Below are 19119 nucleotides of genomic sequence, written 5' to 3' on the forward strand. Positions count from 1 at the left end.
ATATCGAAATTTTTGAACGAATTCAGCGAATATTTTTGCTATCAACATAGCAAACTGCCGCTTATTATGGCACGAATCATTCAAATATCCCGAAGGAGCACAGCATGATCACCCTACGCAAAAGCGACGAACGCGGCCACGCGAACCACGGCTGGCTCGATTCCAACTTTAGCTTTTCATTTGCCGAATATTACGATCCTGCGCATATGCATTTTGGCGCGCTGCGCGTCATTAACGACGACCGCATCGCGGCAGGTATGGGCTTTGGCATGCATCCGCATCAGGATATGGAAATCATCACCTATGTGCTGTCGGGCGCGATTGAACACCGCGATAGCATGGGTAATGGCTCGATTATTCGCCCCGGCAATGTGCAACGCATGAGCGCGGGCACTGGCGTGCGCCATAGCGAATTTAACCCCAGCAGCAGCGAAGAAACGCATTTGCTGCAAATCTGGATCATGCCCAATCAAAAAGGCATTCCACCTTCGTACGAAGAGAAAATCTTTGCCGAAGCCGAAAAGCGCGGGCAATTGCGACTGGTCGCCAGCCCGAACGCCGAACAAGGCTCGGTGCTGATTCATCAAGATGTACGGCTGTATGTCGGTCTTTTTGACGGCGACGAGGCGCTAGAGCAAGCGATTCAGATGGGGCGCAAATTGTATGTGCACATTGCCCGTGGTCAGGTCGAAGTCAATGGCATTGCGCTCAAAGCCGGTGATGCCGCCATGCTGACGCAAGAAAGCAAGCTGGCCCTGAAAAACGGCCAAGCAGCCGAAGTACTGGTTTTTGATTTGTTTTAAATGCAGCTGCAAAATGGACTCGGGCCATTTTGAGCATGTGTAAATCCAGCGTTTTATGCAGATAGAGCGCTGGATTTCCTCATATACCCACATTATGTATATGCCAAAAATCAATACCCAAAAATTACTTCAGCCATATACCCTCAATTAAATGAGCATGTTCAGATAAAGTGTTGATAACAAGAATCGTAGGGTGGGTTAGCCCCTTAGGGCGTAAGCCACCGTGACGCGACATAAAGAAAAGCAGCGTAACGGTGGGTTACGGCTTAGCCTAACCCACCCTACGAATATCGTTTTTCGTAGTCAAACCAAGTTCTGTTCATATCAACACACAATCTGAACATGCCCAATTTAATTAGTACAGCCTTGTGAGCCAACTCACGAAAGCGCGTTTTGGACAAATCCAAAGCGGCTTTCGGACAATGCCATCTACATACTTCCACCGTACAATCGTTTCCATAACAAGGAGACAGATTGATGCACAAATTAATTCTCGCCACGGCCATCGCCGCCAGCGCATTTGCCTACTCAGCCGCCCATCCTGCCGAGCCCGCATCACCCACCGTACTGGCCTCGGGGCGCTGGGCGCAATCGGCGGAGCGCCCCAATCAATTTCAAGCCACTTGGCCAGGCGTTTCGCTGGCCGCCAACTTTAGCGGCAGCGCTGTCGGCGTAGTGCTCAATGATGAACGCAGCTATTACGCGGTTGAAATTGACGGCAAAGCCGTGCAGCAAATTGCGCCAGCCAGCGGCAAACGCACCATTTGGGTCAAAAACCTGACCCCGGGCGAGCATAAAGTCGAGCTAATCCGACGCAATGAAACGCCCGACTACGTTGGCACTGTGTATGGCTTTACGCTCGACGGTACGAACAGCAAATGGCTAGCCGCCCCCGCCACGCCCAAACGCAAAATCGAATTTATCGGCGACTCATTCACTGCCGCGCTGGCCGATTTATCGACCAAACGCGAATGCAATGATGCCGAAATCAGCGCCAGCACCGACATCAGCCAAGGCTTTGCGATCAAAGTTGCCCGCGAGCTGGGCGCGCAATGGCAAACCAACGCCATGTCCGGCATGGGGCTGATCCGCAACTGGAACGGCAACCTGCCTGACCGCGATTTCCGCACCTTTTACGCGCGCCAATTGCAAACCGACGCAGGCAGCAAGCCCGATTTTGCCAACTGGCAACCGCAGCTGGTCGTGATTGGGCTTGGTATCAATGACTTTTCCACGCAGGTGAACGCAGGCGAAAAACGCAACGCCGAACAACGCGCCACCGATTTTCAGGCAGCCTATCGCCAGCTGATCAAAGAGATCAATGGCCGCTACAAACAGCCGCACATCATCGTCACCGCGATGAAGCTGTGGCCAGATGATCAACAGCGCCCCAATGTCCGCGCCGTCGTCGAATCCGAGCGAGCGGCAGGCAACACCCGCATCCACTACCTCAGCCTTGATCCGATGCAACTGACTGGCTGCCAATGGCACCCCAATCTAGAAGATCACAATCTCGTCGCCAGCCAGTTAAAGGCCGAAATTAACGATTTGAAATTGGCTTGGTAAGGAAAAAGCTCAGCCATCGCCAACAATGATTGAGCCATTAATTTCATAAAGGGTATATACCCAAAGGTATTATTTTTATTAACCTCTAAAGACATACCTAAAGAAGATCTAATTCTAAGCCCCACTCATGGGATGTACTTCTCACCTTGTTACTGAAACAAGACAAGTACTTGGACTACTGAGACCGAGATTGCGGACTAGAGGTAAACTGGGTGAGTAGCGCTGGTCGACCTCAACCGGCCTTTCAGCCTCACGCAACAATAAATATTCAACTGACGGCCCCAAATCCGAGAGTCGCCGCATCGACAATTCGTGTTACTCGGCCAAAGCGGGCGATATTACAGGGTTCATAGGAATTGATTTATAAGTTACATTCAAATTAGTTTGAATTGTTGTGACTATCCGAGGGGTGTAGCAAGTCTATAAGCAGCATAAGGGAAAGTTATTGAGCTCTTCTCAAACGGAATTAACAAATCAACTTTCGAGAGAAATTATGAGTAACATTATTTTGCGCAAGCCAGAACAAGATGGATTTATAAAAGCTCGTAATGCATGTTCACAATGGGCGAATAATCACCAAGCCGAAATAGGCGTTGTAGAAATGGCTTTCGGAGCAGGACTTATTGCTTGGGGAGTTCATAACGGGTTTATCGATATTGGACGTGATATTGTCGGAAGCAAGCTGGCGGATTTGGGCGGCTCTATTTCGGCTGGAATTGGGGCAATTGCCGGCCCTTTGATTGCCAATACCATCCTGAAGTCTGTCTTCATCGGAGGTGTGACTTGTATTCAAGGCGTCACGCTTGTTCCTGCAATCCCCATTATTGCCCTTGCCGGAGGCTCTGCGGCCATATTGGGTATGTTTGGTTACACAACATCAGGGTTGGCGTCAAAGTTTCTTGAAACTGACTTTGCCGACTTCGTTAAAGATGCCTCGATTGTTGCTGTTGGTTTGGCTCTTTTGGTTGATGGCGCTCGTCGAGTTATTGGCGACGATAGGGTACAGACGGTTGTTTCTGAGATAAAAAATGGAGTTCTCAAACTTAGCCAGAACGCAGGTGAAATTGGCGTATCTTCTATGGACGATTTCCAAAAAATCATAAAGGAGCTGAGGCAGTCCCCCTCAGGTAGTGTGAGCGCTGGAGCTGGCATGGCTGCTGGCGCAGCGGTTGGTGGTAGTTTAGCGACAGGTTCAGTTGCTGTACTTGGCTCACATGGGTTAGGTGCTCTTGCTCTTTCTCTCGGCATAGTTTCTGCTCCGGTATGGCCGATTGTCGCAGGTGGCGCTGCTGGATTAGCAGCAGGTGTGGCTGCCTGGAAGGGTATAAAACATCTTAAATCAACACGTAACGATGACTACCCCCCTTTGCTTTTAGGCGCACCGAATGAAGACGACAAATAGCGTATTTTGAGCCTTGCTGTGTGCGTAAATTCTAATTTACGCATACAGGGAAAATGCTATTTCGGGAGCGCAACACTTCGCGTTTCGCACTCTACGATATTCAATTTAATAACAACTTTGAGTTGATTTCGGCTTACATTACCGATTACCACCCAATAAAAAAGGCAACCTAAGCTGCCTTTTTTATTCGCAATTCATGCTGCCTAATTAGTATTCAACACCACGTGGCAAGTCTTTGGCTTCGGCAATCCATTTTTCAACTTGTGCCAAGCTCGGCGTCGTACCCGCGAGTTTTTTCTCTTCGTTGGTTTTAGCCAAAGCGTCGGCCAGATTGGCGGCGTTGCGGCGGGCTAGCTCGGCGACGGTGTCGACACCAGCGGCTTCGAGCAATTCGGCAAATTGACCCGCTACGCCTTTGATGCGGAATAAATCGGCATGATTAACCCATTTCAGGATCAATTTGCCCGAGATGCCTGTCGCTTCGGCCAATGCATCACGGCCTTTGGGCGTGTTGCCTTTTTCGAGCAAGGCTTCAACGGTATTCACGCCAGCGTCTTTCAGCTTGGCCGCGTACGCTTCGCCTACACCTTCAATATCAACGATTGCAGTCATTTATTGCTCCTGTGGTTTAATTTAACGGTTTCACTACCCATTTGAGGCCATCATCTTCGGGATGCGGGCCAATGCTAAAGCCTAAATGTTTCATAAATGCCAGCATGGTTTTATTGCTGGTGAGCACTTCGCCTTCGATGATTTTCAGATTCATATCACGGGCGGCGGCAAAGAGCGCGTCCATCAATCTTACCCCAAGCCCTTTGCCTTGCCAGCGATCGTCGATGACAACGGCAAATTCGCAACTATCGCGATCAGGATTGGCGGTAAAGCGCGCCACACCGATGATCATTTCGCCCCCGCCCGTTTCCACCGTGGCCACAATCGCCATTTCCCGCGTGTAGTCGAGCTGGGTAAAGCGCGCAAGCAAGGCTTGCGGCAAGGTTTTGAGCGTGCTCATAAAGCGGTTGTAGCGGCTTTCATCCGACAAATTGCTCACAAAGGTCGCCACCAGCTCGGCGTCTTCGGGGCGAATCGGGCGCAAGCACATCGGCATGCCATTTTTAAGCTGCGTGACGCTGGCCAGATGCGCCGGATACGGGTGAATCGCCATATGGCTGTAGCGGCGCGCTTGCTCGGGTACGGGCGCAATAATGATTTTGGCATCAACGGCCACGACGCCATTTTCATCGGCGACCAGTGGGTTGATGTCCATTTGCTGAATTTGCGGCAGCTCGCACACCATTTCGGATACGCGCATCAACACCATTTTGACGGCGGCCATATCGACAGGCAGCTGGTTGCGGAATGCGCCGAGCATTTTTTTAACGCGTGTGCGGCGAATCAAGTTTTCGGCGAGGTATTCGTTCAGAGGCGGCAGTGAGACTGCTACATCGTTAAATACCTCAACTGCAATGCCACCAAAACCGAAGGTAATCACCGGGCCAAAGGCGCGATCACGCGAGACACCGACCATTAATTCCCGACCCGATTTTTTGCCGTGCATCGGTTGGATCACCAAGCCGCGCACCTGCTCCGAGCCGAGCCGATCATGCGCTCTTGCCAACATTTTGTTCGATTCAGATGCCACCTGCACCAAGCTATTCAAATTAAGCACAACGCCATCGATATCGGTTTTGTGCAAAATGCCTTCGGCGTCGATTTTCAGTGCGACGGGCAAGCCCAAGCCCATGGCCGCCGTCACCGCATCGTCGGCCGTTTTGGCACGCACGGTCAGCGTCACTGGAATATGAAAGGCGCGCAGCAAAGCTTTGGATTCGACTTCGTCGAGCACTTCGCGCCCGCTGGCAAGCACGCCATCGATGATCATGCGGGCTGTTTCGAAATCGGGCTCTTCCATTTCGCCAATCGGGGCCGGCGTTTGCAGCAAAAGCTGCTGATTGTATTGCCACGAGGCGAGTGAATAGAACACCTCTACGGCGTTTTCCGGCGCGCTAAAGTGCGCACATTGGGCTTTGGAAAGTAATTTGCGGCTGCCTTCGACTTTCTTGCCGCCGATCCACGATAGTAAAATCGGCTTGTCGCTGGTTTTGCGCAGCGCAATCATGGCCTCCGCAGTGGCCATATCGTCGGTACCCGCTTGCGGCGTAAAGACGACCAGTACGCCATCAATATTCGGGTCGCGCAGTACAATTTCGGTAGCGGCCTTGAAGCGCTCTGGCCCTGCATCACCCAGAATATCAACCGGATTGCGGTGCTGCGCTTGCGGCGGTAAAAGTTGATCGAGTTCGGCGATGGTTTGCTCGCTCAGCATCGGCATTTGCACATGCAGCTCATGTGCGCGATCCACCGCCATCATGCCCGCGCCGATACCATTGGTGATAATCGCGAGGCGACGACCTTTGGTTTTGTACGAGCCATCGAGCACGCGCGCGGCGGTGAATAATTGATTGATCGAGCGCAGACGCAAGACACCGGCGCGTTTGAGCGCGACGTCAAAGACATCATCACTGCCGATCAAGCGCTCGGAATGCGTACGCCCGATTGATACATCATTATCAAAGCGCCCTACTTTGAGCGCCAGCACGGCTTTGGAGCGTGAAGCGGCGCGCAGGGCCGACATAAACAAACGCGCGTCTTTCAAATCCTCGATATACAGCAAAATGGATTTGGTTTTGGGATCGGCCACCAGATAATCGAGCACATCACCGACATCAATATCGGCCGCAGTCCCCAAGGACACCACCGATGAAAAGCCCAACTCGTGCGATTCGGCCCAATCGAGAATCGCCGACGTCACCGCCGATGATTGCGACACCAGTGCCATACCGCCATTTTTGATTTTGCCTTGGTAATTACACGCCAATAATTTGCTGGGCGCGCGCGCAAAGCCAAATGCTGTTGGCCCCAATACGCGGATGCCATATTGCCGTGCACGCGCCAGAATCTTATCGAGCAAGACTTTGCCCTTGGTATCGGTGCCGACAAAATCCCACGACATAATCATGACAAAACGGATGCCCTGCTTGCCACAGCCTTCGATTAATTCAGGTAGCGTTTTGCTGGGCGTCGTCAAAATCGCCAGATCGACTTTTTCAGCTACTTTGGCAATGCTTTTGACCGTATCGAGGCCAAACACTTTTTGATTGCGTAAATTGACCGGAAAAGTTTTGCCGGTAAAGCCCGACTCAACCAAATTACGCATTACCTTTTCCCCGACCGAGCCCGGCGTTTCCGAGCCCCCGATCACGGCAATCGAGCGAGGATCAAATAGGGCAGATAAATAATGAGGTTTCATCGGAGTTTCCAATAGTGAGGCGCGCTATTCATTGTATATCTTCGCCTTGCAATGCAATATATATTGCACTGCAAAATACATGAAACTCTGTAGTTAAAATCATCAGAAGCTATCAGTCTGGGCGACTCGCCGTTATAATCGCGAGGTTTTATTCAAACTACATCCTCAGGATTGAAGCTCATGGACATCAGCAAAATTGCTGCAGGCAAAAACCTGCCAGAAGATTTCAACGTAATTATTGAAATTCCGGCCAATGCACCACCGGTAAAATACGAATTCGACAAAGAATCTGGCGCGATCATCGTTGACCGTTTCGTGGGTACTTCGATGTCTTACCCAATGAACTACGGTTTTGTGCCACACACCCTGTCATTGGATGGTGATCCTGTCGATGTATTGGTTTACACCCCATTCCCATTGGCACCAGGCATGGTCATCAAATGCCGTGCAGTTGGCGTATTGGGCATGGAAGACGAATCAGGTATGGACGCGAAAGTGATCGCTGTACCAGTACCTAAAGTTTGCGCGATGTTTGCTCACATCGAAAAACTGGAAGACATCCCAGAATTGCTGTTGGCTCAAGTGAAACACTACTTCGAGCACTACAAAGATCTGGAAAAAGGCAAATGGGTTAAAGTGACTGGCTGGGGCGATAAAGCCGCAGCTGAAGCTGAAATCATGACCAGCTACGAGCGCGCGCAAAACGCCTAAGCGGCGTGCCACGGGAGTCTGGGCTTGGTAGGTCTCGGCCTAGCCCTAGAACAGGCAACGATGTATCTGCCGCTGATGTTCTATACCCACTCCCCCCCGCCCTCTCCTTGAGAGGGTGCCTCGCTTGGCGAGTCTGGCTTTATTTGAAAACCCGCCTCGGCGGGTTTTTTTACGTCCTTCCAAGGTATAGCCTTCAAATCTATATTGCATATAGATTACAAAGCAATACCCCACCATCACCAGATCTGCATTCCTTCAAGCAAAATCAATTGCACCATCATTGTGCAAATTTTAGTTCACGCACCAGATCAAGGCGCACATCTCGCTCCCCTTCAGCATTAATTCACCGCAACGCCTGCATTTGCACCACTTCTGCGCACTGGCATAAATATTGCTAGCTAAACCGCCATAATAATCACCAATATGGAGCACACATGGACGCACTTCGCACCAGTACGGACGTACTGTTTATTTTACTTGGCGCCATTATGATTTTGGCGATGCACGCCGGCTTTGCATTTTTGGAGCTGGGCACCGTGCGCAAGAAAAATCAGGTCAATGCCTTGGTCAAAATCCTGACTGATTTTGCCGTATCGGCGATTGCCTATTTCTTTGTTGGCTACACGATTGCTTACGGCGTTCACATGCTGGTGCCCGTGAGCGAGCTCAACGCCGCCAGCGGCTATGGCATGGTGAAGTTTTTCTTCCTGCTGACCTTCGCCGCCGCGATCCCTGCGATTGTGTCGGGCGGGATTGCCGAGCGCGCCAAGTTTCACCCGCAATCGGCGGCGACCTTTTTGTTGGTTGGTCTGGTCTATCCCTTCTTTGAAGGCATGATGTGGAATAATAATTTTGGCGTACAAGACCTGTTCAAAGCCTGGTTTGGCGCGAATTTCCACGACTTTGCTGGCTCAGTGGTCGTACATGCCGTTGGCGGCTGGATCGGTCTGGCAGCCGTGCTTCATCTTGGTGCACGTCGTGGTCGCTACACCAAAGAAGGCCGCGTTGCGGCGCATCCGCCTTCAAGCATTCCATTTCTAGCACTCGGCGCGTGGATTTTGATCGTTGGCTGGTTTGGCTTTAACGTGATGAGCGCGCAGAAAGTCGAAGGTATTTCTGGTTTGGTGGCGATGAACTCGCTGATGGCAATGGTGGGTGGCACTTTGGCGGCCACCGTGCTCGGCAAGAATGACCCCGGCTTTATCCATAACGGCCCACTCGCAGGCCTGGTTGCGGTGTGTGCGGGTTCCGACATCATGCATCCGCTGGGCGCTTTGGTCGTGGGCGTAATTGCGGGCGGGATGTTTGTGTATCTGTTCACCATCACGCAAAACAAATGGAAAATCGACGACGTACTCGGCGTATGGCCTTTGCACGGTATTTGCGGTGCATGGGGAGGTATTGCCGCAGGGATCTTTGGTAGCCAAGCCTTGGGCGGTATGGGTGGGGTGAGTATCCTTGCGCAAATCGTCGGTACGCTACTGGGTATCGTGATTGCCTTTGTTGGCGGCTATGTGGTGTATGGCGTATTGAAGAAAACTGTCGGCATTCGCTTGTCTGATGAAGAAGAATTTAATGGCGCGGATTTGAGCATCCATCAGATTTCCGCCAGCCCAGAGCGTGAAACCAACTGGTAATTTCGCCTTGGCGCATCGGTAAAAATAAAGGGGCTTACGCCCCTTTATTTATTTCTGCAACTTTTACACCGTCAATTACATCCGTGGATTTGGCGTTAAGCGTCCTACCGTCATCCATTTGGTGGCGAGCAATTGCTGCGCGCCCTGCTGAATATCGGCGATAGTCAGGTTTTTTACCGCCTTGCGCAGCGCGGATAAATCACTGAGCGAGAGCCCAGCTTGGTTCATCACAAAAGCGCGTTCCAGCAAGGTATCAGGCTCACTTAACTCACTTGTGAGCTCACAAACATCTAACCAAACCATGCTGGCGAGCGAGCGACATCAATCGCGAAAAAAAACCGCCCCAGTAGCCAAGCTAGTGGGGCGGTTTGGATCAGGTCAAGCCACACTCAAGTGCGGCTTAGCTTGAAAACACTGCTGATTATTTCTTGATCATGCCGTTGTAAATCGTTGTTACCAACTCAGCATCTGGCGTGTCTTGAGAAATTTCCCAAGCCATAATGCCGCCGAGTTTTTTCTTCTTGGCGTACTCGATTTTCTCTTTGAGCAACTCAACGTCGTCATACACCCAAACGTCTTTGCCATTCACTTTCCACATCGCGCGAGTTTTATCGTCGCGATACACTTTGCCTGGCAAGGTTTTCAGGTAAGAGTATGGTGCAACGCCCGCTTCGAGCGGACCTTTTGCTTTAGCAATCGCAGGCTGGTACAAGCCATTGTTTTCCATACTGTTGACAGTCCAACCATAACCGTAGAATGGCACGCCCAGCACCAGCTTATTCGACGGTACGCCGCGACCGAGGTATTCATCGACGGTGCTATCGACTGAAACACGATCTTTGGCACTACCCACCAAGGTCGAATGCGGCGCAGTCGTGCCTGACCATGGACCTGAGAAATCATAGGTCATCAAGTTGATCCAATTGAGCGATGGAATGATTTTTTCCAGCTCAATTTTTTCAGTTTTGTTCGCCGAGGCTGGGGTTGCCACGGTCAACAAATAGCCCGGCTTGATCGCGTCGATTTGCTTGCGGAATTCTGCCAGCAAGGCGGTGTAGTTTTTCGTGTCGTCTTCACGCACGATATTGCCATCATTACCCGGTGAGCCTGGGTATTCCCAATCGATGTCAAAGCCGTCAAAGACGCCTGCCGCCATACCCGCAACAACTTTGCCGTTTTTATCCGGTACATTGCCTTTGATATAAGCATCAACGCATGATTTAACAAATGATTCGCGGTTCGCTGGCAAGGCCGCATCAGAGAAATGTTTCGACCAATTCCAGCCGCCCAAGCTGATCACAACTTTGAGATTGGGGTATTTTTTCTTCAGTTGCTTGAGCTGATTCCAGTGTCCATAAAGGCCGTTATCGCCTTTATCTTCTTTACCATCCAAAGTGTATTCTTTGGGTACTGGATTCCAGTAATCATCGCTAGCCGCACCAACGCCTTCTTTATCAACGCCCACCACGCAGCGATTGTCTTTCACATTACCAAACGCGTATTCAACCACGGTGATTTTGCCCGCAGCGCCGCTGGTATCAAGGTTTTTAACGTAGTAACCCTGACCTTTACCCCAAGCGGTAAAGTACATCACCGATTGCGGTGAAGTTGGGCCTGCGACGCCAGCCGTAATCGGCGTCACTGCAGCCGCCGCAGCGGCTGCTGGCGCGGCTGTTTCCAGGCTCACGAGTTTCACATTATCGATAAAGGCGTCTTTACCTTCACCCTTGGCCGAATCCCATTGCTCCCATTTCAAATGGAAATCAAATTTACCTTTGAATTCAAATTCGTAGTGTTCCCATTTTTTGGTGTCATCCAAACGGTTTGGGAAGCCATTGGCAGTACTGGCCAGCCATTGCTCTTTGCGACCGGGTTGACCTTCATCCAAGCCTAAAGTACCACCGCAATTGCGGCACATACCAAGGTAGTCAAATGAGATTTTGTATTTGCCCGCTGGGAATTTCTGGCGGCTGAAAATATCGCCAATATTGACGGGCTTATTAAAGCGCGCCACTTTATTGGCAGGATTGAGCGGATCCACTTCAATCGAGGTGTACATTGGCGAGTTATCTTGCCCACCAAGGCCGACCCATTTTTTGAGATCGGTATTGAAATCTTCTTCAAACACTACGGTTTCTGCGTGCGCAAATGCAGAAGCAAGTAGCAAAGGTATTAATAGTTTTTTCATTGTCGACTCCATCTTTGTTAAATACCAGCTAGTGGCAAATCGTATAGGAATAGACTGAAAAAAGACGAATTTAATTGGTACAGTGTCCGATTTGTAGCAGTCAGAAAAGAGCACCCAAACGAGAAAACACCATAACAAACGCCAGTCATCGACTGGCGTATTAGTCTTTACTCCAAAGTGTTCAAGCCTTTGCATTCACGAACAAAAATCACACAAGGCCAGAGTCAACGCTATTTACATTTTTTACGCTTGGGGCACTGCGTACAATCTTTGACCTCGTTCATTTTTTCCAAACTTTGGCTTAAGGCACACACCGAGCGGCGGCAGGCCACAAAACGCACATTTTCTTCATTGGCCAATTCGCGGTAGGCCTTCATCACGTTGTGGCTTAAAAAATCGGTAAATAGGATCAAAAGATCTGCGCCATTGAGGCTGGGCGGTTTGCGTTGGTGCGCGACATTGCGGCCATTGACGTGCTTTTGTACCGTAATGCCATGTTGGGCCAAGACTTGCGGAATATTGCCCAATACATCTGCACCGACCAGATATGCGTTCATGACCATCACCTTGTAAGCTCTAAATAAGATGAGAATGATTCTCACATAAATGATAATAATTATCAATACGGATAAATGAAGATTTGATGGCACGCAAATCTTTGACCGCAAGCCAACGGCAACAACTTGCTGCGACATAAGGTTTTACCCTGATTTGCGCTGTGTCAAACAGCGCCAAGGCCAGATGGGGCTAAATGGTTGCATCAGGGTCTGTTGACGTTTGGTTTGCCGTCGCGCTGGAGCGCGTTTTGCGATGAACCAAGGCATAGGCCGCGACACAATAGTCATTCTATGTGAGCGGCATATAACGCAGAGTCATCGAAAAAATCGCCCAGCCCAGAGGGTTTGGCTGCTTTTGACCTGACCCTGCGTTGCAAAAACCTTACATAGAATGACTATGCGGCGGTTTTCGCGCCTGGCTTCAGGTCAAAATCAGCACAAACGCGATCTGTAAACCAAACGTCAACAGACCCTAAACGAAATGGTATTTATGCCACTACGCCATTGCTCTCTACGCCCTGCCCAGAAGGAAAGTCGACGATGCAGATCGTGATCCCCAAAGAAACCCTGCCCGGCGAAACACGGGTCGCCGCCTCGCCCGATACGGTAAAAAAACTTTGCCAGCAAGGCCATCAAGTGCTGGTCGAACACAATGCTGGCCTCGCCGCGACCTGGAGCGATCAGCTGTATATCGACGCAGGCGCAGCCATTGCCACAGATACCACCCAACTGTATTCATCTGCAGCCCTTATTTTGAAAGTTAATCAGCCCAATACCCAAGAAATCGACTTATTCAAACCCAAGTCGGCGCTGGTTGCGCAAATGAATATTCATCGTTTTGCATCCTTGCCGGCCTTGGCGGCGAAGGAAATTGACACTTACGCGCTAGAACTCATCCCACGCATCACCCGCGGCCAGAGCATGGATATTTTATCCAGCCAAGCCAATATCGCGGGCTATCGTGCAGTGCTCCTCGCGACGCATTACTTCCCACGCTTTATGCCAATGTTTATGACCGCAGCGGGCTCGGTCAAACCCGCTCGCGTCTTGATTCTGGGCGCCGGTGTTGCGGGTTTGCAGGCAATTGCCACCGCCAAACGTCTTGGCGCAATTGTAGAAGTTTTCGACGTTCGCCCTGCCACGCGCGAGCAAGTTGAATCGCTGGGGGCAAAATTTATCGAAGTGGAATTGAACGATGAAGAACGTGCCGCGTTCGAGCACACCGGTGGCTACGCCAAAGAAATGTCGGATGACTATAAAGCGCGCCAAAGCGCACTGATTGCACAACAAGCCGCCGCGGCCGACATCATCATTAGCACCGCCCTGATTCCCGGCAAACCTGCACCCGTGCTGATTACGCCAGAAACCGTTGCTGCGATGAAGCCGGGCTCTGTGATTATCGACTTGGCTGTAGCCGCAGGTGGCAATTGCCCGCTGTCGCGTAGCGATGAAGTGGTGAAGTCCGCCAACGGCGTCACCATCGTCGGCCAAGCCAATTTACCCGCTTTGGTCGCCACCGATGCGTCGAGCATGTTTGCCCGCAATGTCCTGACTTTCTTAGGCTTGGTGCTCAATAAAGAAGGTCAATACGCGCCGCAACTGGATGACGAAATTATCAAGGCCACGCTCGTGACCCACGCTGGCAGCATTTACTTTGGCAGCGAAGCTGCGCCTAAAGCGGCAGCACCAGCCAAACCAGTTGTAGAGACCGTCGTCGCAGCGGCGGCCATCACTGAAACCGTTTAAGGAAGCATTATGTCGAGTTTATCCATCGCCGCTTCAGCGGTTGCCCAGCTCCCCGTGACTGAACACGTGGCGAGTGATCCTTTTATTGCCAGCCTGACAATTTTTGTGTTGGCGATTTTTGTTGGTTATCACGTGGTGTGGAATGTCACCCCGGCTCTGCACACGCCGCTGATGGCGGTGACCAACGCCATTTCCGGCATCATCGTCGTCGGCGCGATGCTGCAAGTGGTTGATATCAATTCGCAGCAAATTACGCTGACCAGCGTGCTGGGCGCGCTGGCGATTTTCCTCGCCAGTATCAATATTTTTGGTGGCTTTTTAGTTACCCAGCGCATGCTCGATATGTTTAAAGCCAAAAAAGGAGGTAAATAATCATGGCCAGCCTCACTGCCCTGCTTTACCTCGTCGCCGCCGTGCTCTTTATCTTGTCACTGCGCGGATTGTCATCGCCGAAGACTGCTTTGCGCGGCAATCTGTACGGCATGATCGGGATGGCGATTGCCGTCGCGACGACCTTTTTTGTTGCCAATAAACCCGTCGTCTGGCTGATCGTCGGCGCGATGGCTGCCGGCGCGATTGTGGGCGCTTACAAGGCGCGCACTGTCGCGATGACGGCAATGCCGGAATTGGTGGCCGCGATGCACTCGCTGGTTGGCCTATCAGCGGTCTTGATCGCGGTTGCGGCCGTTTTTCACACTGGCGTTGCCCACACTGGCGCACAACAAATTGAGCTGTTTATCGGCGCCTTTATCGGCGCAATTACGTTTACGGCGTCGGTCGTTGCCTACGGCAAGCTATCGGGCAAATTTGGCGCGCGGGCGATCAATTTTGGTGGCCAACATTTACTCAATCTGATTTTGGCTTTGGCCATGGTTGGGCTGGGCTTTGCCTACTACGCAACGGGGAGCCAAGCGGCTTTCCTGATGATGTTGGCGATTGCCTTGGTGCTGGGAGTGTTGTTGATTATCCCGATTGGCGGCGCCGATATGCCCGTGGTGGTGTCGATGCTGAACTCGTATTCGGGTTGGGCTGCGGCGGGGATTGGCTTTACGCTGGATAATCCGGTGCTGATTATTGCCGGTGCCTGCGTGGGAGCTTCCGGTGCGATCCTGTCTTACATCATGTGTAAAGCGATGAACCGTTCAATCGTTTCGGTGCTGCTTGGTGGCTTTGGTGCCGAAGTGGCAGCGGCTGGCGCAAGTGGCAGCGGGCAGAAAAACTACCGTTCCGGCTCGGCCGACGATGCGGCCTTCCTGATGGAAAATGCCGAAAAAGTCATCATTATCCCCGGCTATGGTTTGGCGGTATCTCGTGCGCAGCATGCCCTGCAAGAGCTGACCGATTTGCTGACTGAGCGCGGCGTTGATGTGCGTTATGCGATTCACCCGGTCGCTGGCCGTATGCCAGGTCATATGAATGTCTTGCTCGCGGAGGCTGAAGTACCTTACGAGAAAGTCGTTGAGATGGAAGAAATCAACAGCGAGTTTTCCAGTGCCGATGTCGTGCTGGTGATTGGCGCCAACGACGTGGTGAACCCCGCAGCGAAAAATGACCCGAATAGCTCAATCTACGGGATGCCGATTCTGGACGCGTACAAAGCGCGTACCGTGATGGTGGTAAAACGCTCAATGAGCGCGGGCTACGCCGGCTTGGATAATGATCTGTTTTATATGGACAAAACCATGATGGTATTTGGCGACGCCAAAAAAGTCGTCGAGGAAATGCTGCAAGCCGTTCACTAATAATATGAACGACGCTCAGGGAAACTTGGCCGCGACTCGCACGAGTCCGCGGCTTTTTTTTGCCTTTAATCAGCCCAAGCCCATGCACAGTTAAATCGGGCTTGTCGCCCAGTCAGCCTGCCATATGATGAGTTCAGTGGCTAAATTAAGCGGTGAAATTTGTTAGCCAACGCGTTATCCTTGTCGACTAAGTTAATGTGAGGAATATATGAGCGATCAAGCCCCTGCCATCCAACCCCAAGCCTGCCCCAAATGTGGCGCGCCCGCCGAACAACACAAAGCAGGTTCAAACCGCTTCTGGGTGCAATGCAGTAAATTAGGTCGCCAAGGCAATTGCAGCGCAATTGGCCAGCAAGGCACGAATAAGAAAGAAGCCATTGCGGCGTGGAACAAACTCAAATAGGTATTACTCTGTAAATCATTATTTACAAAGCATTCGAGCACATACCCTCGTCAAAATCTACAATATCAAATGATGTATGGCCAGTTAAGCCGCGCCATGGCGAGGGGTGCGGCGAAATAGCAGTCGATGTAGCCAAGTCGATACACCGAGCAAAAATAAAAACGCCCCAAGCACAAATACCGGCGCCCAAGGTAGCCAATTGAGGGCTGGACGATTGATTATGGCGTTGCTGGGCTGACGTGGGTCATAAATCACTGACACGGTTTCTGGCACGCCACCTTGATATTCGCGCCCATTCCAGTCCTGAAAATAAATCGTTTGAGCATCATTGCGAAAAACCACTACGGCAGTAAACCAGCGCTCTGCGCCGGGTGTGGCAGCGCCACGCTCGAGGTATTGCACGACTTGCCCTGTCGTTTGCTCGCCACGCACCATGAGCGCAAAGCGATCAATACCCGTCCAATAACCAAATCCCATCAGCAATAGCCCAACGCCCATTTGGATATACACGATAGCACGCAGATAGGACGCGCCCACTTTGGCGACATCATGATTGAGCGTAGTTTCATCGGGCATAGGCATGGCTAAGACATCGAGCAGTCAATATCTTTGCATCTTAGTGGTAATAGATGACGTTGAGATAGTTAATTGACGTATTTTGTAATTGTCGTCGCCCATAAAAAAACGCCTTCGATGAAGGCGTTTTGGTCATTTCATATTGCAAATTACTGGCAGGTGCCTAAATCAGCCCACACGCCCCACTGACCAGTCAGGCTTGGGTTTTCATTCACAGTCCACCATTTAGACTGGTAATTGTGCTTGCCATAAGACACCACCGTGCCAGCCTTATCGTAAGACGTCGTCGCTGACCATGCTGGCGCGCACACCGTGATACCCGCTGCTGGCGTCGCCGTTGGTGCTGTGGTTGGAGCTACAGTTGGCACAGTGGTAGGTACGGCCGTTGGTGCAACTGTTGGTACTGCAGTTGAAGCAGGCGTAGGCGCTGTCGTTGGTGCTACCGTCGGCGCTGGTGTTGGCGTTACAACTGGTGCTGTAGTGGCTGTCGGTGCTGGTGTCGCAACCGCAGTTGGCGCAGGGGTTGCACCACTGGTCGTGCTGGTACGCCATACTTTGCCGCTACCATCAGCGCCAGAATTGGTCGCAGGATCATCACCGACGGTATACCACATCGCAGTATAGGTCTGACCGCCTTGCGTTACGCAAGCGCCAGCCTGATACACCATGCCAACTTGCCATGCGGCACAGTTGCTGCCAGCAACTGGCGTCGCTGTGGGCGCCAAAGTAGGCAATGGTTTAGTGCTGCCTTCGCCGTTGTTCAGACCGAGAGCTTTAATTCGGTTCCACAACCAGCCACCATCGTCTTTCACATTATCCGTGCCAGCAATCGACGTGGTTGAACCACCACCCCAGATCACAGAAAACACATTGGCGGCTTTCAATTGATTTAGGTGGCCCGTTTGCCAGCATGAGGCTTCAGTGCTTGGACATTTGAGGAAATCTTTTACAGTAACCGCGCCATTGAGCACATACGAGCTATTGGTCGGCATGGCTTTATCGCCGTAGTACGCTTGCAGATTGCTCGCTGCCGAATTCACATTGGCATCGCCCAAGATATAGGTCGCATCGCTGCTGGCGTGGTCGCCGCGGCTATCCACATCACCAGTCACTTGCAAATGACCGCCAGGCATTTGCCACAGCATCACCGGCTTGTCACCCAGTTGCTGCGACACTTGCTTCACGTACTCGGTATACACGCCATACGTTGGCGCGTTATACAAATAGCCGCCTTGCAAACCATTTTGCGCCATGGTCGAAAACACATCGCGTTCCCACTTATCAAAGGCGATAAAGTCAGGATTCATATTTGCTTCTGGATTGCCATACACCTTCATGGTTTGCAGGAAGTTTTTCACTGCAGTGGCATGTGGCGTAATCAGGCTAGCGTCTTGGCTGGCTTGATGCAACCAGCCGTGACCAGTTTGATCGCCAGCCCAGACGTTGTAATGCCAGCCATAAGGGATATTCGGGCCAAATTTGCGCACCAGCCAGTTCAATGAACGGATGTAATTAGGCAATGTGGTATTGCTGGCCATAAATTCAGCTGGAATATCAGCTTTGCTCAGACCCAAATAATCAAACGCCTCGTTCAAACCGCTCGCAACGGGTACGGCGTAATCAAATGGTGTTGGGCAATAGCCGGGTTGGCAAGATTTGTGCATCTCGCCCAAGAAATCGGGGTTCAGCAACAGCGTTGCTGGCACTGGGTGCTTCGCGTCTTTATAGCTTTCAAGCTGTTTGAGCATGCTAATCAGGTTGATATAGTGATTGCGCAAATAGTGCTTGGTGCTGTCATTGCTCAAATCAAGCTGAATGGTGTAGTGGCTAGAGCTGCCATCCACGGTGTAGAACACAATCGTCGGCATAAAAGTTTGCCCGGCCAGATTGCTTTCCATGCCGCGTACATACTGCATGATTTTTTGAATTTTGGTGTCGTTGGTAATAATCGTCTCACGATCACCATCACCGCCTTGACCCGCATAGGTAAATAGCGCGTCCACTGGGCGCTGCTGCAATAATGGCAATTCAGAGCCACCATTGATCACGCCGCCCATTGATATCTTACTACTAGACCAGCCAGGCACTGCGGCCATCACAGGCGTTGCAATTTGGCTCGCCAGTAAACAGCTCAATACTGCGGTACGAATTTTATTGTTTGTTTTGCGCATGTCTCATCCTCTCATGAATGGTTTTATTGCTCGCCTTTTGCTGACAAAAAGCTTGCAATTTTTATGGCGCAATTGATTTTTAAGCCGATTTGAAATCGTTTTTTACCTGAAAAATCAATCACGTAAAACCATCATTACGAGGGTTAATTCGCTTGTCAACTTTATTGCAGCACAGCCATAAACAGGTATTAGCTGGCTTACAAGATTGGTATCTTGAATAAGCGCTTTATTCAATTGGCATATGCAATTGGTTGCAGCAAAGCCTTAACTTCAATACCAGCAAAAATATCAAATTTTGCGCAAAAAC

16 protein-coding genes are annotated in these 19119 nt (G+C 51.1%); 9 read left to right on the top strand and 7 right to left on the bottom strand.

The window, feature by feature from the left end:
- Positions 1-104 precede the first annotated feature (104 nt).
- From HQ393_RS08385 to HQ393_RS08395, 3 genes are all read left to right on the top strand, one after another.
- Positions 105-803 carry a pirin family protein gene (locus HQ393_RS08385; RefSeq protein WP_179358339.1) on the top strand — a complete coding sequence of 233 codons (699 nt, stop codon included), beginning with the start codon at positions 105-107 and terminating at the stop codon, positions 801-803.
- A gap of 477 nt (positions 804-1280) precedes the next feature.
- Positions 1281-2369, top strand: coding sequence for an SGNH/GDSL hydrolase family protein (locus HQ393_RS08390; protein ID WP_179358340.1), 1089 nt, complete (start codon positions 1281-1283; stop codon positions 2367-2369).
- A gap of 445 nt (positions 2370-2814) precedes the next feature.
- Positions 2815-3771, top strand: coding sequence for a hypothetical protein (locus tag HQ393_RS08395; protein WP_179358341.1), 957 nt, complete (start codon positions 2815-2817; stop codon positions 3769-3771).
- 207 nt (positions 3772-3978) lie between these two features.
- On the opposite strand, the gene HQ393_RS08400 is transcribed toward HQ393_RS08395, so the two are convergent.
- Both HQ393_RS08400 and HQ393_RS08405 read right to left on the bottom strand, forming a co-directional pair.
- Positions 3979-4383 carry a DUF4332 domain-containing protein gene (locus HQ393_RS08400; protein ID WP_179358342.1) on the bottom strand — a complete coding sequence of 135 codons (405 nt, stop codon included), beginning with the start codon at positions 4381-4383 and terminating at the stop codon, positions 3979-3981.
- Between the two features lie 16 nt (positions 4384-4399).
- Entirely contained in the window at positions 4400-7081 is a 2682-nt protein-coding gene (locus HQ393_RS08405; RefSeq protein ID WP_179354783.1) for a bifunctional acetate--CoA ligase family protein/GNAT family N-acetyltransferase, read from the bottom strand.
- Between the two features lie 180 nt (positions 7082-7261).
- Here HQ393_RS08405 and ppa point away from each other — a divergent pair, with 180 nt between their 5' ends.
- Both ppa and HQ393_RS08415 read left to right on the top strand, forming a co-directional pair.
- Positions 7262-7792, top strand: coding sequence for an inorganic diphosphatase (gene ppa / locus HQ393_RS08410; RefSeq protein ID WP_179354784.1), 531 nt, complete (start codon positions 7262-7264; stop codon positions 7790-7792).
- Between the two features lie 434 nt (positions 7793-8226).
- The gene (locus HQ393_RS08415) at positions 8227-9429 is read left to right on the top strand and encodes an ammonium transporter (RefSeq protein WP_179354785.1); all 1203 of its coding nucleotides are present in this window, start codon (positions 8227-8229) and stop codon (positions 9427-9429) included.
- Between the two features lie 75 nt (positions 9430-9504).
- On the opposite strand, the gene HQ393_RS08420 is transcribed toward HQ393_RS08415, so the two are convergent.
- The 3 genes from HQ393_RS08420 to HQ393_RS08430 form a co-directional block, all read right to left on the bottom strand.
- On the bottom strand, positions 9505-9732 hold the full coding sequence (locus HQ393_RS08420) for a hypothetical protein (protein ID WP_179354786.1): 228 nt from the start codon (positions 9730-9732) through the stop codon (positions 9505-9507).
- 118 nt (positions 9733-9850) lie between these two features.
- On the bottom strand, positions 9851-11617 hold the full coding sequence (locus HQ393_RS08425; RefSeq protein WP_179354787.1) for a glycoside hydrolase family 18 protein: 1767 nt from the start codon (positions 11615-11617) through the stop codon (positions 9851-9853).
- A gap of 230 nt (positions 11618-11847) precedes the next feature.
- Entirely contained in the window at positions 11848-12174 is a 327-nt protein-coding gene (locus HQ393_RS08430) for a DUF2325 domain-containing protein (protein ID WP_179354788.1), read from the bottom strand.
- 540 nt (positions 12175-12714) lie between these two features.
- On the opposite strand from HQ393_RS08430, the gene HQ393_RS08435 reads away from it, so the two are divergent.
- From HQ393_RS08435 to HQ393_RS08450, 4 genes are all read left to right on the top strand, one after another.
- Positions 12715-13920 (top strand): Re/Si-specific NAD(P)(+) transhydrogenase subunit alpha, encoded by a 1206-nt coding sequence (locus HQ393_RS08435; protein WP_179354789.1) that lies wholly within the window; start codon positions 12715-12717, stop codon positions 13918-13920.
- Between the two features lie 9 nt (positions 13921-13929).
- Positions 13930-14292, top strand: a complete 363-nt coding sequence (locus HQ393_RS08440; protein WP_179354790.1) for a proton-translocating transhydrogenase family protein — start codon at positions 13930-13932, stop codon at positions 14290-14292.
- Between the two features lie 2 nt (positions 14293-14294).
- Positions 14295-15662 (top strand): NAD(P)(+) transhydrogenase (Re/Si-specific) subunit beta, encoded by a 1368-nt coding sequence (locus HQ393_RS08445; protein WP_179354791.1) that lies wholly within the window; start codon positions 14295-14297, stop codon positions 15660-15662.
- A gap of 208 nt (positions 15663-15870) precedes the next feature.
- Positions 15871-16065 (top strand): Lar family restriction alleviation protein, encoded by a 195-nt coding sequence (locus HQ393_RS08450; protein ID WP_179354792.1) that lies wholly within the window; start codon positions 15871-15873, stop codon positions 16063-16065.
- Between the two features lie 84 nt (positions 16066-16149).
- Here HQ393_RS08450 and HQ393_RS08455 read toward each other — a convergent pair whose 3' ends face one another.
- Together HQ393_RS08455 and HQ393_RS08460 are read right to left on the bottom strand one after the other, a co-directional pair.
- A complete protein-coding gene (locus HQ393_RS08455; RefSeq protein ID WP_179354793.1) occupies positions 16150-16647 on the bottom strand; it encodes a DUF3592 domain-containing protein in 498 nt (165 codons plus the stop codon).
- 143 nt (positions 16648-16790) lie between these two features.
- Positions 16791-18812 carry a hypothetical protein gene (locus tag HQ393_RS08460; protein WP_179354794.1) on the bottom strand — a complete coding sequence of 674 codons (2022 nt, stop codon included), beginning with the start codon at positions 18810-18812 and terminating at the stop codon, positions 16791-16793.
- Positions 18813-19119 lie beyond the last annotated feature (307 nt).

The organism is Chitinibacter bivalviorum (assembly GCF_013403565.1).
GTDB lineage: Bacteria > Pseudomonadota > Gammaproteobacteria > Burkholderiales > Chitinibacteraceae > Chitinibacter > Chitinibacter bivalviorum.

Excerpts from the sequence above, each read along its gene's own strand:
- HQ393_RS08385 (WP_179358339.1), top strand. The coding sequence starts at position 105 with ATGATCACCCTACGCAAAAGCGACGAACGCGGCCACGCGAACCACGGC.
- HQ393_RS08390 (WP_179358340.1), top strand. The coding sequence starts at position 1,281 with ATGCACAAATTAATTCTCGCCACGGCCATCGCCGCCAGCGCATTTGCC.
- HQ393_RS08400 (WP_179358342.1), bottom strand. The coding sequence starts at position 4,383 with ATGACTGCAATCGTTGATATTGAAGGTGTAGGCGAAGCGTACGCGGCC.
- HQ393_RS08405 (WP_179354783.1), bottom strand. The coding sequence starts at position 7,081 with ATGAAACCTCATTATTTATCTGCCCTATTTGATCCTCGCTCGATTGCC.
- ppa (WP_179354784.1), top strand. The coding sequence starts at position 7,262 with ATGGACATCAGCAAAATTGCTGCAGGCAAAAACCTGCCAGAAGATTTC.
- HQ393_RS08415 (WP_179354785.1), top strand. The coding sequence starts at position 8,227 with ATGGACGCACTTCGCACCAGTACGGACGTACTGTTTATTTTACTTGGC.
- HQ393_RS08420 (WP_179354786.1), bottom strand. The coding sequence starts at position 9,732 with ATGGTTTGGTTAGATGTTTGTGAGCTCACAAGTGAGTTAAGTGAGCCT.
- HQ393_RS08425 (WP_179354787.1), bottom strand. The coding sequence starts at position 11,617 with ATGAAAAAACTATTAATACCTTTGCTACTTGCTTCTGCATTTGCGCAC.
- HQ393_RS08430 (WP_179354788.1), bottom strand. The coding sequence starts at position 12,174 with ATGAACGCATATCTGGTCGGTGCAGATGTATTGGGCAATATTCCGCAA.
- HQ393_RS08435 (WP_179354789.1), top strand. The coding sequence starts at position 12,715 with ATGCAGATCGTGATCCCCAAAGAAACCCTGCCCGGCGAAACACGGGTC.
- HQ393_RS08440 (WP_179354790.1), top strand. The coding sequence starts at position 13,930 with ATGTCGAGTTTATCCATCGCCGCTTCAGCGGTTGCCCAGCTCCCCGTG.
- HQ393_RS08445 (WP_179354791.1), top strand. The coding sequence starts at position 14,295 with ATGGCCAGCCTCACTGCCCTGCTTTACCTCGTCGCCGCCGTGCTCTTT.
- HQ393_RS08450 (WP_179354792.1), top strand. The coding sequence starts at position 15,871 with ATGAGCGATCAAGCCCCTGCCATCCAACCCCAAGCCTGCCCCAAATGT.
- HQ393_RS08455 (WP_179354793.1), bottom strand. The coding sequence starts at position 16,647 with ATGCCTATGCCCGATGAAACTACGCTCAATCATGATGTCGCCAAAGTG.
- HQ393_RS08460 (WP_179354794.1), bottom strand. The coding sequence starts at position 18,812 with ATGCGCAAAACAAACAATAAAATTCGTACCGCAGTATTGAGCTGTTTA.